The 13,414-nt window shown below is 62.6% G+C and carries 12 protein-coding genes and 1 pseudogene; 5 read left to right on the top strand and 8 right to left on the bottom strand.

Translation table 11 applies throughout. From position 1 onward, the window contains the following. Positions 1-11: 11 nt before the first annotated feature. From E8E68_RS21675 to E8E68_RS21695, 5 genes and pseudogenes are all read left to right on the top strand, one after another. Positions 12-983: a TRAP transporter substrate-binding protein gene (locus E8E68_RS21675; protein ID WP_064492306.1), complete on the top strand. Its 972-nt coding sequence runs from the start codon at positions 12-14 to the stop codon at positions 981-983. A gap of 66 nt (positions 984-1,049) precedes the next feature. After that, entirely contained in the window at positions 1,050-1,577 is a 528-nt protein-coding gene (locus E8E68_RS21680; protein WP_003254832.1) for a TRAP transporter small permease, read from the top strand. Further along, complete coding sequence (locus E8E68_RS21685; RefSeq protein WP_014755560.1) at positions 1,578-2,858, top strand: TRAP transporter large permease; 1,281 nt, start codon at positions 1,578-1,580, stop codon at positions 2,856-2,858. Positions 2,859-2,912: 54 nt separating this feature from the next. Beyond that, positions 2,913-3,836 (top strand): DMT family transporter, encoded by a 924-nt coding sequence (locus E8E68_RS21690; protein WP_280344604.1) that lies wholly within the window; start codon positions 2,913-2,915, stop codon positions 3,834-3,836. A gap of 24 nt (positions 3,837-3,860) precedes the next feature. Next, a pseudogene (locus E8E68_RS21695) lies at positions 3,861-4,729 on the top strand (aldose 1-epimerase). A gap of 74 nt (positions 4,730-4,803) precedes the next feature. On the opposite strand, the gene E8E68_RS21700 reads toward E8E68_RS21695, so the two are convergent. From E8E68_RS21700 to E8E68_RS21735, 8 genes are all read right to left on the bottom strand, one after another. Continuing rightward, positions 4,804-5,700 (bottom strand): LysR family transcriptional regulator, encoded by an 897-nt coding sequence (locus tag E8E68_RS21700; RefSeq protein ID WP_266031747.1) that lies wholly within the window; start codon positions 5,698-5,700, stop codon positions 4,804-4,806. Positions 5,701-5,853: 153 nt separating this feature from the next. After that, the gene (locus E8E68_RS21705) at positions 5,854-7,890 is read right to left on the bottom strand and encodes a pyridoxamine 5'-phosphate oxidase family protein (RefSeq protein WP_266031749.1); all 2,037 of its coding nucleotides are present in this window, start codon (positions 7,888-7,890) and stop codon (positions 5,854-5,856) included. Positions 7,891-7,917: 27 nt separating this feature from the next. Continuing rightward, positions 7,918-8,547 carry a glutathione S-transferase gene (locus E8E68_RS21710; protein WP_266031751.1) on the bottom strand — a complete coding sequence of 210 codons (630 nt, stop codon included), beginning with the start codon at positions 8,545-8,547 and terminating at the stop codon, positions 7,918-7,920. Positions 8,548-8,713: 166 nt separating this feature from the next. After that, positions 8,714-9,265 carry a UPF0149 family protein gene (locus E8E68_RS21715; RefSeq protein WP_280344610.1) on the bottom strand — a complete coding sequence of 184 codons (552 nt, stop codon included), beginning with the start codon at positions 9,263-9,265 and terminating at the stop codon, positions 8,714-8,716. Between the two features lie 90 nt (positions 9,266-9,355). Continuing rightward, positions 9,356-10,345: an asparaginase gene (locus E8E68_RS21720; RefSeq protein ID WP_280344613.1), complete on the bottom strand. Its 990-nt coding sequence runs from the start codon at positions 10,343-10,345 to the stop codon at positions 9,356-9,358. Next, complete coding sequence (locus E8E68_RS21725) at positions 10,342-11,496, bottom strand: hypothetical protein (protein WP_280344615.1); 1,155 nt, start codon at positions 11,494-11,496, stop codon at positions 10,342-10,344. Before E8E68_RS21725 ends, E8E68_RS21720 begins: the two co-directional genes overlap by 4 nt. 10 nt (positions 11,497-11,506) lie before the next feature. After that, positions 11,507-12,403 (bottom strand): nitrilase family protein, encoded by an 897-nt coding sequence (locus tag E8E68_RS21730; protein ID WP_266031756.1) that lies wholly within the window; start codon positions 12,401-12,403, stop codon positions 11,507-11,509. Positions 12,404-12,752: 349 nt separating this feature from the next. Then, on the bottom strand, positions 12,753-13,414 hold a 662-nt coding region (locus E8E68_RS21735; protein ID WP_280344617.1), incomplete at its 5' end, for a thiamine pyrophosphate-dependent enzyme.

Below are 13,414 nucleotides of genomic sequence, written 5' to 3' on the forward strand. Positions count from 1 at the left end.
GGAGTTTCATCATGACGTTCAAACGCAAGCTGCTTCTTGCCGTACTCCCGTTCGCCTTCAGCGTGGCCATGCCCGCCTCGGCGCTGGACATCAAGTTCGCCGAAATCCACCCGGCCGGCTACCCGACCGTGGTCGCCGAGCAGAACATGGGTAAAAAGCTGGAGCAGGCCAGCAACGGCGATATTACCTTCAAGATGTTCGCCGGCGGCGTGCTGGGATCAGAGAAGGAAGTGATCGAACAGGCTCAGATCGGCGCCGTGCAGATGACCCGCGTCAGCTTGGGGATCGTCGGCCCGGTAGTACCGGATGTGAACGTGTTCAACATGCCGTTCGTGTTCCGCGACCATGATCACATGCGCAAGATCATCGATGGCGAGATTGGCCAGGAGATCCTCGACAAGATCACCAACTCCGACTTCAACCTGGTGGCCTTGGCCTGGATGGACGGCGGCTCGCGCAGCATCTACACCAAAAAGCCGGTGCGCAGCCTGGAAGACCTCAAGGGCATGAAGATTCGCGTACAAGGCAACCCGCTGTTCATCGACATGATGAATGCCATGGGCGGCAACGGCATCGCCATGGACACCGGGGAAATCTTCAGTGCCCTGCAAACCGGGGTGATCGACGGCGCCGAGAACAATCCGCCGACCTTGCTTGAGCACAACCATTTCCAGAGCGCCAAGTACTACACCCTGACCGGCCACCTGATCCTGCCGGAGCCGGTGGTGATGTCCAAGACCACCTGGAACAAGCTCACTCCCGAGCAGCAGGTGCTGGTGAAAAAGGTCGCGCGCGAAGCACAGATGGAAGAGCGTGCGCTGTGGGACGCCAAGTCCGCCGCCAGCGAAGAGAAGCTCAAGGCCGCCGGTGTCGAGTTCATCACTGTCGATAAGAAACCGTTCTTCGAAGCCACCGCATCGGTGCGCGAGAAGTACGGCGCGCCGTACGCCGACCTGATGAAGCGTATCGACGCCGTCCAGTAATACCAGCCCCTTCCAAGACGACCTCGGCAGTGCGGCCGCCGCCGCCCTGCCGCTTTGGTGATGCCTATGAAATCGCTTTTCCTGAGCGTGAACGACACGCTTTACCGCAGTTGCATCTGGATCGCGGGCCTGTCGATCCTGGCCATGACGCTGATCATCCCGTGGGGCATCTTCGCCCGCTACGTGCTGGGTACCGGCTCCAGCTGGCCAGAGCCGGTCTCGATCCTGCTGATGGTGGTATTCACTTTCGTTGGTGCCGCCGCCAGCTATCGCGCCGGGGCGCATATGGCGGTGGGGATGATTACCGACCGGTTGCCGCCGCTGCAGCGCCAGCTGGTCGCCCTGCTGGTACAACTGCTGATGATCGTGGTGTGTGTGTTCATGACCTATTACGGCACCCGGCTGTGCATCACCACCTGGAACCAGTCGCTGGCCTCGCTGCCCGGCGTGCGGGTCGGCATGACCTACGCGCCGATCCCGGTCGGCGGCGTGCTGACGCTGGTGTTCGTGCTGGAAAAACTCCTGCTGGGCGATCAGAGCAACCGCAAGGTCGTGCGCTTTGACCTGGTCGAAGAAAACGAAGGAGCTGCGTAAATGGAAGCGTTCATTCTGTTGGGCAGTTTCATCGTACTCATTCTGATCGGCATGCCGGTAGCCTACGCCCTGGGCCTGTCGGCACTGATCGGCGCCTGGTGGATCGACATCCCGCTGCAGGCGATGATGATCCAGGTGGCCAGTGGGGTTAACAAGTTCTCGCTGCTGGCGATTCCGTTCTTCGTGCTGGCCGGCGCGATCATGGCCGAAGGCGGCATGTCGCGGCGGCTGGTGGCCTTTGCCGGGGTGCTGGTGGGCTTCGTGCGTGGCGGGCTGTCGCTGGTCAACATCATGGCCTCGACCTTCTTTGGCGCGATTTCCGGCTCGTCGGTGGCCGATACCGCCTCGGTGGGCTCGGTGCTGATCCCGGAGATGGAGCGCAAAGGCTACCCGCGTGAATTTTCCACCGCCGTGACCGTCAGTGGCTCGGTGCAGGCGCTGCTGACCCCGCCCAGCCACAACTCGGTGCTGTACTCGCTGGCGGCGGGCGGCACGGTGTCGATCGCCTCGCTGTTCATGGCGGGGGTGATGCCCGGCCTGCTGCTGAGCGCGGTGATGATGGGCCTGTGCCTGTTGTTCGCCAAGAAGCGCAACTACCCCAAGGGCGAAGTCATCCCACTGCGCCAGGCGCTGAAGATTGCGGGTGAGGCGCTGTGGGGCCTGATGGCCATGGTGATCATCCTCGGCGGTATCCTGTCGGGGGTGTTCACCGCGACCGAGTCGGCAGCGGTGGCGGTGGTGTGGTCGTTCTTCGTGACCATGTTCATCTACCGCGACTACAAGTGGCGCGACCTGCCCAAGCTGATGCACCGCACCGTACGGACCATCTCCATCGTGATGATCCTGATCGGCTTTGCCGCTAGCTTCGGCTACGTGATGACGCTGATGCAGATCCCGTCGAAGATCACCACGGCGTTCCTGACCCTGTCGGACAACCGCTACGTGATCCTGATGTGCATCAACTTCATGCTGTTGCTGCTGGGCACGGTGATGGACATGGCGCCGCTGATTCTGATTCTTACCCCGATCCTGCTGCCAGTGATTACCGGTATCGGCGTGGACCCGGTGCACTTTGGCATGATCATGCTGGTAAACCTGGGGATCGGCCTGATAACGCCACCGGTGGGCGCGGTGCTGTTCGTGGGCTCGGCCATTGGCAAGGTGAGCATCGAGTCGACGGTGAAGGCGCTGCTGCCGTTTTACCTGGCGCTGTTCCTGGTGCTGATGGCAGTGACTTACATTCCAGCGATCTCGCTGTGGCTGCCTAGCGTGGTGCTGTAATTATGACCGGGGGCCGCTTGGCGGCCCCTGGGCTCTTGCAAATGGATCCTGCACATGGCTGTCCCCTCCTCTGCCGTACCCCTGTTCCCACGCAAGCTGGCCATCGCCCTGCTGGCCCTGCTGGCCTGTTCGTTCGCCGGCAACCATGTCGCTGCGCGCATTGCCTTCGATGACGGCACCGGCGTGTTGCTGGCCATTCTCTGTCGCTCGGGCATCACCTTCCTGGTACTGGCCGGGCTGCTGCTGTGGCAACGTCAGGCCCTGGCCCTGCCCTCTGGTGCGCGCCGCTGGCAGCTGCTGCTCGGCCTGCTGATTGCCACCCAGAGCCTCTGCCTGTACTCGGCGGTAGCGCGTATTCCGGTGGCTCTGGCACTGCTGGTGGGCAACACCTTCCCGATGCTGTTGGCACTGCTCACCTGGGCGCTGGGCGGTGCACGCCCCACAGGCCGCACCGTGCTGTTCATGGGCCTGATCCTCTGCGGCCTGGTGCTGGCGCTGGATGTACCGGCACACCTGGCCGACAGCGGCGCGGCGAACCCACACTGGGCGATGGGCGTCAGCCTGGCGTTCGGCGCTGCCTGTGCCTTTGCCTGCGCGTTGTGGATCACCGACCACAAACTGGCTGCCGTGCGCGGCCCGGTGCGTAGCCTGCTGACCCTGCTTATCGTGTTTTCCAGCATGCTGGTTGCAGGTGCAAGCGGGGTGATGCCATCCGGTTTGTCGCTGCCTGGCACCAGCAGTGGCTGGGCAGCCCTGGCCAGCCTGGTGGTGCTGTATGGCCTGGCGTTCACCTTGCTGTTTGTCTGCGTACCACGCCTGAACATGGCGCAGAACGCGCCGGTGATGAACGTCGAACCCATCGCCACCTTGCTGCTGGGCTGGGCTTTGCTCGATCAACAACTGGGCACCCTGCAATTACTCGGCGGCGCCGTGGTGGTGTGCGGCATCGTGCTGCTGACTTACCGGCGGGCCAGTTGAATGGCATTCTCGAAGGAGCCTTGCATGGCGATGACCGAACTGCACCTGCAGGACCGACTGACCCGCCTGAGCCTGGCCCCGGAGCTGGGCGCCAGCCTGGTCAACTGGCAGGTAAAAGCCACAGGGCAGGCGCTGCTGCGCCATTCCGATGCGGACGCCTTGGCCAGCGGCACACCGCGGCGGCTGGCCTGCTACCCGCTGGCGCCTTGGTCCAATCGCATTGGCGAGGGTGGCTTCGCCCGGCCCGAGGGCTGGCAGGCACTGGCGCCCAATACCGGGCACGACCCTTACCCGATCCATGGCAGTGCCTGGCAGCAGGCCTGGCAGGTGGAGCATCACAGTGAACAGCGAGCACGGCTAACGCTGGACAGTGCTGTGCCGTTTGCTTACCGGGCCACGCTGGATGTGCGCCTGCAGGAGGGTTGCCTGAACCTGGACCTGCATGTGACGCATCTGGATGAGTCGGCCAACTGGTACGGGTTGGGGCTGCACCCTTACTTTCCGCGGTATCCCGATACCAGGCTGTATGCGGCAGCGCGCAAGGTGTGGCTGGCCGAAGAGGGGCGGTTGCCGTCGTACCAGGCCGAGGTGCCGGAGCAGTGGAGGTTTGAACCATTGGCAGCCTGCCACAGACGGTGGTCGATCACGCTTTCAGTGGCTGGCCCGGGGAGTGTGTGATTGAACAGCCGGGGGCGGGCTATCGATTGGCGTGCAGCGCCAGCGGGGCTGAGCACTTCTTGCTGTTCTGTCCGCAAGGGCAAGGTTTTTTCTGCTTTGAACCGGTTAGCCACCCCATCAATGCGCATCACTTGCCAGGGCGGCCGGGGCTCAGGATGTTGCAGCGGGGGGAAACGATGAGCCTGGGGTTCAAGATGCAATATCGGGCTCTGTAACCGAGTTGCCTGTTACTGAGGCTGCTTGGCAGCCCTGAATTCTACCCCGGCGGCGCCGCTGTCATCGTACGGTCTCAGTCCAGCTGTTGGGCCCGAAGCGCCTGCGCCAACATGTCGATAAACGACCTGACTTTCGCCGAGCCGTACTTGCTTTCGCGGTGCAGCACATGAATCGGCCAAGGGGCCTCCTCGTACTCGGCCAGAATCACCTGCAACTGGCCGCTGGCCAGTTCATCTGCCACCTGATACGACAGCAACCGCGCAATCCCCAGCCCGCCGCTGGCGGCAGCGATCGCCCCGTCATTGCTGGTGACCGTCAGCCGCGGCTTCATGCGCACCAGGGTTGGCTCGTCGGTCACCCCGAAGCGCCAGCCCGCACGCGGCGACAGGTTGGTGGTGCCGATCACCGCATGCCCGGCCAGGTCCGACGGGTGCTTTGGCACGCCATGGCGCGCCAGGTACTCGGGCGCGGCACACAGCATGCGCCGCACCCTGCCCACCCGCAGCGCCTTCAGTCCGGAGTCGGGTAACGGGCCGATGCGCACGGCCACGTCCATACCCTCCTCGACCATGTTCACTACCCGGTCGAGGAAGTAGGCGGAAACATCAACTTCCGGATACTGCTGCAGATAACGGACGATGCACGGCATGACGAACTTCTTGCCGAACAGAATCGGCGCGGTGACCGCCAGGTCGCCCTTGGGTGTGCCGTTGATGCCAGCGGCGGCTTCGTTGGCCTCGTGGATGCTGGCAAGGATGTGCCGGGTGTCTTCCAGGTAACGGCCCCCCGCCTCGGTCAGGCGCACGCTACGCGTGGTGCGCAGCAGCAGCTTGACCCCGAGTTGATCCTCCAGGGCACTGACGGCGCGGGTGACAGCGGCCGGGGAGATGTCCAGACGGCGGGCGGCGGCGGCGAAGCTTTCCAGTTCGCCAACAGCGACGAACACCTTCATCAGGTGGATCTGGTCCATGCGGGCTCCTGGGGGCTCTGAGGTAGCGCGATTATCATTGATCTCGGTGAATTGTGTTACCTGAACCGGACTCATCGACGGTACGCCAGCGCCCATAGGAATGGGTATCAGTCTGGCAGCGGGCTTGCCCGCGAAGAGGCCGGCACAGGTAAATCAGGCATCCAGCACCAACGCCTGACCGCCCTCCTCCACCCTCGCCGGCACAGCGCAACAAATCAGCACTGCCCCTGCCTCCGGTAGCTCGGCAGGCGGGTTGGGATAATGCACCTGGCCACTTACCAGGCGGGTCTTGCAAGTGCCACATGAGCCACCCCGGCAACTGAATTCCGGCGCCAGCCCACGCGCCTCGGCCAGCTCCAGCAGCGTGCCTGCACCGGGGGTCCAACGCGCCTCCTTGGCCGAGGCCGCAAAATACACCGGCACGGGTTCATCGGCAGCAGGCGGCTGCTGCAATGTCGGCCGGTCTGGGTTGCTGTGCCGCCGCAGCGTCGAGGGGCCAAAAGCTTCGGCGTGAATCCGCGCGTCCGGCACGTTCAGCCCGCGCAGCCCTTCATACATGTCCTGGGTGAAGCTGCCGGGCCCGCACAGGTAAAAATCGTAGTCGTCCAGCGCCAACGTTGCCTTGACCTGCTCGATACCCAAACGGCCGGCAAACTGGTAATCAGGGCCGACCAGCGCATGCGCCTCTGGCTGGCTTAGGGCGCAATGCACGCGAAGCATGCCAGCAGCCCGTTGCTGCAATTCGGCCAGTTCCTGGCGGAACGGCAGGTCGGCAAGGCTACGTGCGCCATGGAACAGATGAATGCGCCGAGCCTGCCCAGTACTGACTTGCTCGCGCAGCATGGCCAGCAACGGCGTGATACCCACGCCCGCGCCGATCAGCACCAGCGGCCGCGCGCTTTGCTGGTCGAGCGTGAAACTGCCCATCGGTGGCCGCACGTTCAACACATCGCCGGCCCCGAGGCGCTCATGCAGAAACCGCGACACCGGGCCCTGTGCCTTGACGCTTATGCGCAAGTAGCCATCGGCAGGTGCGCTGGAGAGGCTGTAGGTGCGGATCAGCGCCGCCTCGCCATCGCGCTGCACTTGCACGGGGAGATGCTGCCCTGGGGCAAAGGCCACGCGGCTACCTGCCGGTGGTTCAAGGTAGAACGAGCGGATATCACGGCTTTCCTGCTCCACCCGCAGCACACGCCAGGCCTGCCATTGACGCTGATGCTGGCGCTGCTGCTGACGTGCCTCAGCCTCGGCCCAGGTACCGGTCATCAGGCTGGTCGGCGCATACTCCTTGAACGCCCAGCGCAGGGAAACAGCAGCCGGGCGCCACACAACCTGTTCCACATCCAGCATCCATAACCGCTCGGCGCCCTCGAAGGCCGGGATGTCCGGGCTGTCGAGCAGCAGTTCGGTACGTCCGTTGACCTGCAGCACATTGCCATTGTTGAAGTCGATAAAAAGCAGGCCTGCCCTTGGGTTCACCAGCAAGTTGCCCAAGGTATTGAAATGCAGGTTGCCAGCATAGTCAGGGATGATCAGGCGATTGTCTTCAACCTTGACGAAACCCGGCCGGCCGCCGCGATGGGAAACATCCACCGAGCGCTGGCCATTATCGTGCTCGACATAGCTGGCGACGAAGAACGTATCGGCCGCTTCGATCACGCTGATGGCCGTGGCATCGAGCGTTGGCGCATCGACGCGCTTTTGCGCAGGTTCATCCACGCGGCTGTATTCGCGCAACTGGATGTACTGCGGGCAGTTGCCGAACGACTGCTCCACGGTTACCCGAAGCTGGCCCTGTGCAGCTTGGTGGATCTGCCCGTTGATGCGGTTGCGCCGACGGGTATGCAACTCAATACCGAGCAGCCCGACCGCTTGCCCGGCTACCAAACCAGGGGTAGCGGGGTCATCAGCCGCCAGCATCGTGTCGATCATCAGTTGCCGAGGGTCGGGCGAGCTGACGAACCCTTCAGGCCCTTCCAGCAGGGTGGCCCAAGGCCGCCCTTGGGGGTCCACGCTGGCAGCCACCATGAACGGCAACTGGTGGTAGAAAATACGGTGCTGGTCGGGCATGTGGTCACGGATGACCTTCTGCCCGAACGCCTCCATGCGTTCTGCAACACCAACCTTCTCTTGCAGGGTTTTCTCGCCCGCATGCCAGGGCGAGGGGCGGTGATCGGGAGACTTTTGCATGGCGGCGTTCCTCGCGATGGCGGGTAATCAGGCGCTGGTCTGCAGCCCGATCATGGTGCGTGGCATGGGCACGAAGCCAGGCAACGCCTCGATGCGGGCCAGCCAGCTGCGCACGTTGGCATAAGGCTCCAGCGACACATTACCCTCTGGCGCGTGGGCGATGTACGAGTAGTTGGCGACATCCGCAATGGTAGGTGTGCTGCCCGCCAGGAAGGGCGACTGGGCCAGTTCGGCGTCGATCACCTTGAGCAGGGTGTGGGCGCGGGCGATCACTTCGTCGGTATTGAACGACGCGCCGAATACCGTGACCAGGCGTGCAGCAGCAGGGCCAAAGGCCAACGGGCCGGCGGCGACCGACAGCCAGCGTTGCACGCGCGCAGCAGCAGCGGGCTCTTCGGGCAGCCAGGTGCCGTTGTCGTACTTTTTCGCCAGGTAGACGAGGATGGCATTGGAATCGGCGATTACCGTGCCGTTGTCATCGATGACCGGCACCTGGCCAAACGGGTTGAGGGCGAGAAACTCTGGCTGCTTGTGCGCGCCTTTGGCCAGGTCGACGAACACCAGCTCGGTGGGCAGGTTCAACAGCGAAAGCATCAGCTCGATGCGGTGGGCGTGGCCGGACTTGGGGAAGTTGTAAAGCTTGATCGGGTTCGACATGGGCTTGGCTCCTGGTCAGCACCGGGTTGGGCTGATGGAGCACATGCTGCACTGATTCGGCTCACAGCAGAATCAGTGCGCTGAGGAAACCATAATTTCGCGTAGCGGAATAATACCGTAGGACCTGTCCGCCCGTTCCTGGTCGGTTATCAGGTGGTCACTGACTTCAATTAACTGGGCGGTGGAAGCGGTAAAGCTGGCGCGCAGCCTCGATCACCTGTGGCACATAGGCCTGGATATCTTCAACACTCAGCTGGTCCAATAGTTCGAAGTTATCCTCCAGCCCGTGCAGCGAGATGGCCTTGAGCAATTGGTCCTGCTCTGGTGGCAACGCGCCCCAGCCGGCGATCTGAGTCCCGCGCATGTAGCCAAAGCACCACTCTTCCATCACGATCACTGTGCCCTGATCGTCTTCGCTTTCCTCGAACAACGGCTCGAACTGGTCGACGTTGCCGCTCAACTCTTCGGCCACCTGACTGGCGTAGCGCAGCATCAACGCCACGTAGGCTTCTTCATGTGCCGGCTTCTTGAACTTTGGCACCTTGCCACCGGCCACTGCGGGCAACCAGTGTTCAGGGGTGACGGTGGTCGGCGAGCTGGCCAGTGCAGTGAAAAAGCCGTTGAGCTCGGCCAGGTTCAGTACCGAGTAGTCATTGCCGTAGGTAATCAGCAGGTCCGCCAGGCGGTGGAGTTCTTTTTCGCTGAGTGGGGGAAGCATGAGGATGGGTCCTGAAAGCAAAAGTGTGTGCACCCTAGCACAGTAGTGGCCGAAGGGCTGCCCGCGCCTCCAGCTACGCGGGCAGATCACTCAACGCGGCAACCAGCTGTGCAATTGATGCTGCCTGCCAGCGCCGATCAACAGCCACAACAGTATGCGGCACTTGCGCGGGCACAGTTGCCCCGCCATGTGTACGCCCTTGCGCTGCAAGTCGATCTCGCCCCCCGCAAAACCGTAGGATGCCAAGGCAGTGGGACCGCTGCCGGTGCGGGTGGCGACGATCACTGGCAGGGTCGGTACGAGCGTGCCCAGCGCTTCGGCCCAGCTACTGGAGACATGCCCTGCACCAAAGCCGGCGATGACCAGCCCCTCGTAGCCCAGCGAGGCAACGGCCTGCAACAACGCGGTGTCAGCGCCAAGGCAGGCTTCCAGCAAGGCAACGCGGTGATCGGTGCATTGCGGTAGCGGTAGCACTTCCCGGTGAGCTGGTGGATGGCGATACACCACAACGCCCTCCACCACGTCGCCGATCGGGCCACTTCCGGGTGACTTGAACGCGGTGAGGGCCAGGCTGGCCGTCTTGCGGACATTGGCTGCGCAGTGAATCTGGTCATTCATCACCACCAGCACGCCACGCCCACGACTGCCTTGAGCCAAGGCAACGTGTGCCGCCGCCAGCAAGTTCGCCGGGCCATCATTGCCCGGCTGGCTGGCCGCGCGCATGGCACCGGTCATTATCAACGGTGCCTCGGAAGACCAGAGCAGATCGAGAAAAAAAGCCGTTTCCTCAAGGCTGTCGGTACCCTGAGTCAATATGACCGCCTGCGCTCCGCCCTCCACCGCGCGTTGCGCCCAGAGCAATACCTCGAGCAGTTCTGCAAACCCCATCGAAGCACTGGGCAACAGCCCAAGCGTGGCAGCTTCGATGTGAGCCATTTCGGACAATTGCGGCACCTTGGCCAGTTGTTCCTCACAGCCAAGCTTGGGCTTGACGCCTGACACGCCATCACCCGCCTGCATGCTCACGGTTCCCCCCAGGCTGGCAATGGCCAGCCTGGGCAGGTTCGTTTGCGCTTTCATACATCACCCCCAGCAAGTAGCCCCACCACTGGCACGATCGCCAACGTACTGATGGCCATGGACATCACATTGCCAATATAACCATGCATGTAGGCCGGCAGGCGCTGGGTGATTGCAACGGCCAACGGCGGGGCCATTAATGCACCCAGTACCGCACTGGCCACAATCACTTGCCAGCTGCCACCATGAGCAAGCACTGCGGCCGGAACGATCGAGACGATAGGAATGTACGTGGGGTACCACCCTCGTGCCTGCCACTGACGCCGCCAGAACACCACACCGACCAAAGACGCCAGCGCCTGGCCGGTAATTATCGGTATCAGCAACAGAGAGCCATACGCCGGTGCGGCAGGTGCCAGCACGTAGGCCAGGCATGCGCCCAGTAATAGCCCAAGGCTGGCCCACTCATTGCCAAGGAATGGCGCCTCGCTGAAATCTGCCAGCACACGGCGCAAGGTCCAGATCACGCCGTAATCGGGACGCCCTGCCACGGGCTCGGCAGCAACAGGTTTGTGGCTGGGCCTGACCCATGAAGGGAAGCGCTTACACAGTATGAACGCCGCCAGGCTCGCCAATGCCATGCCACTGACATTGCCGACCACCACCGGCAGTTGCAGCGGGTAGCACAGATAGTTGACCAGCAGCAGGCTTGCAGGAGTAACGAGCAGTGCGCCAAGAACCGCGCCTGTTATCGCTACCCGCCAGCCCGCCCCGAACAGCAGCACCGTCGCAGCCGGCAACGACACGAACGCAACAAACGTCGGTTGCCAGGTGCCGCTGGCCAGGGTCCAACCCCACAAAGCGTGGCTGAGCAGCAGGCCCAGCAGCGAGCTCGCGAACACCCAGGGCCACAAGCCGCTGCCATAGCAGATGGCGAAACCCTGCCATCGGTAGCCACGCATATGGGCCCAATGCCCCAGGCAAGCCCCAAGCAGCAACCCCAGGGCAGGGAGTTCATGCTTGTAGAACGCCACTTCGCTGATATCACCGACTATCCAGCGCAAGCGGCTCAGTGGCTGATCGAGCGTGGCAGCCAGTTGCGCGTAATCCGGCCAGTTGCCGTATATGACACTGGCAACCAGCAGTATCAGCAGGCAGGCAAAGATCAACAGCGGCGATTGCCGTCGGTTCGGCAAGAGTAATGTGCTCATTGGCAACTCCTCAGCGCGGCATCGGGGAATGCAGGCGATAGCCAAGGGTTGCGTCATAAAGGTCGGTACGCCGATCTCGCGGCAGATCGTTGAGGGCGTTCCAGATCGGGGCCGAACGTGCACTGCTGAGGTCTATATCGGCATACAGGATGCCCTCCTCCTCTGCGCTTGCCACCTCCCCAATTGGCCAGCCATTGGTGCCGGCAATCAGTGAGCAACCGAGGAAGCGCCCGCCCCGCTCCTCGCCGATACGGTTGGCGGCGGCGATATAGACGTTGTTGACATGCGCAGCCGTCATGGTCAGGTAGGTAGCCATGCAGCGCCCTGCTTCATCAAACAGCGGCGGCGGCGTCCACACCCAGTTGTTCAGGCTGCAGATGATGTCGGCGCCCTGTGCAGCCATCAATCGGGGCACTTCCGGGAACCAGATATCCCAGCAAATCAGCAGGCCGATACGGCCAATCGGCGTTTCAAACACCGGGAAGCCCAAGTTACCCGGGGTGAACCAGAGCTTTTCCTCGTTCCACAAATGCGCCTTGCGGTAGTGCCCGAGCAAACCCTCAGGGCCGAACAATACAGCGCTGTCGTAAAGCTTCAACCCGTCACGTTCGGCGAAACCCGCAGCCAGGTAAACCTGATGCTCCCTGGCAAAGTCCGCCCAGGCTTGCAAGCTGTGCCCATCGTGCAGCGTTTCAGCATGGGCATAGGCTTCGGCACGGGATTGAAAGGTGTAGCCAGTGTTGGCCAGCTCGGGCAACACGATGAGATTGGCGCCTTCATGCGCTGCACGTCTGGCCAATGCCAGACCTCTGCTCAGGTTTCCATCGCAATGTTCGAGCCCGACCTGCGGGTCGTACTGGATGACGGCGAGACGTACAGGGCTTACGGCAGAGCGGTGTTCAGACATGGCGGCTTCCTTTTTATGGTTGTTTTGGAAGGGCGCCAGTAAACCGGGGTTGGGCGAAAGAGCGACAGTCGGGCAGTTCCTATGGCGTTGCAGGACTCAGGAATTGATGGAGTAGGAAACGCCCCACAAGAACGCCCGAGCGCTGCTATTTCCCAACTTGGTAATGTGGGTAGTGCGCCAGGCTGAAGCCACCAGTGAATGACGACGATCGGTCATCCAACGCTGTATGCGGATGTTTCGAGAATCGATGAACGGCGAGATGGGAGGAGGTTGTTACTTGTCACCAGCCGGCGGCCGCAGGCTATAGAGCCTGCGACTGCCGGACCATGTGGCATTGCTTTGCGATTGTTTACACCGCCAGCGCGCGCTCACGCAGCTCGCTGTTGAGGATGCGGTCGTTCTCGCTGTAATCGACCGGGCAGTCGATCACGTGCACGCCTGGGGTCTTGATGCAGTGCTCCAGCAGTGGCAGCAGGCCTTCGGCGCTTTCCACGCGGTGGCCGTTGGCACCGTAGGCTTCGGCGTACTTGACGAAGTCCGGGTTGCCGTAGTCCAGGCCGAAATCGGTGAAGCCCATGTTGGCCTGCTTCCAGCGGATCATGCCGTAGCCATCGTCACGCAGGATCACCACGGTGATGTGCATGCCCAGGCGTACTGCGGTTTCCAGCTCCTGGCTGTTCATCATGAAGCCGCCGTCGCCGCATACCGAGATCACCGGGCGGTCCGGGTACACCAGGTGCGCCGCCATGGCCGACGGCAGGCCAGCGCCCATGGTCGCCAGGGCGTTGTCCAACAGCACGGTGTTCGGCTTGTGCGCCTTGTAGTTACGGGCGAACCAGATCTTGTAGATGCCGTTGTCCAGGGCAACGATACCTTCGGACGGCAACACGCGACGGATGTCGGCAACCATGCGCTGCGGGTAGACCGGGAAGCGGTTGTCGTCGCCACCTTCGGCGATCTGCGCTTCGTTGGCTTCACGGATCGCCATCAGGCGGGTGAAGTCCCAGTGCG

It is taken from the genome of Pseudomonas sp. BN607 (genome assembly GCF_029871175.1).
GTDB lineage: Bacteria > Pseudomonadota > Gammaproteobacteria > Pseudomonadales > Pseudomonadaceae > Aquipseudomonas.

Coding starts and splice junctions, on each gene's coding strand:
- E8E68_RS21680 (WP_003254832.1), top strand. CDS start 1,050: ATGAAATCGCTTTTCCTGAGCGTGAACGACACGCTTTACCGCAGTTGC.
- E8E68_RS21725 (WP_280344615.1), bottom strand. CDS start 11,496: ATGAGCACATTACTCTTGCCGAACCGACGGCAATCGCCGCTGTTGATC.
- E8E68_RS21705 (WP_266031749.1), bottom strand. CDS start 7,890: ATGCAAAAGTCTCCCGATCACCGCCCCTCGCCCTGGCATGCGGGCGAG.
- E8E68_RS21700 (WP_266031747.1), bottom strand. CDS start 5,700: ATGGACCAGATCCACCTGATGAAGGTGTTCGTCGCTGTTGGCGAACTG.
- E8E68_RS21710 (WP_266031751.1), bottom strand. CDS start 8,547: ATGTCGAACCCGATCAAGCTTTACAACTTCCCCAAGTCCGGCCACGCC.
- E8E68_RS21685 (WP_014755560.1), top strand. CDS start 1,578: ATGGAAGCGTTCATTCTGTTGGGCAGTTTCATCGTACTCATTCTGATC.
- E8E68_RS21675 (WP_064492306.1), top strand. CDS start 12: ATGACGTTCAAACGCAAGCTGCTTCTTGCCGTACTCCCGTTCGCCTTC.
- E8E68_RS21730 (WP_266031756.1), bottom strand. CDS start 12,403: ATGTCTGAACACCGCTCTGCCGTAAGCCCTGTACGTCTCGCCGTCATC.
- E8E68_RS21720 (WP_280344613.1), bottom strand. CDS start 10,345: ATGAAAGCGCAAACGAACCTGCCCAGGCTGGCCATTGCCAGCCTGGGG.
- E8E68_RS21690 (WP_280344604.1), top strand. CDS start 2,913: ATGGCTGTCCCCTCCTCTGCCGTACCCCTGTTCCCACGCAAGCTGGCC.
- E8E68_RS21715 (WP_280344610.1), bottom strand. CDS start 9,265: ATGCTTCCCCCACTCAGCGAAAAAGAACTCCACCGCCTGGCGGACCTG.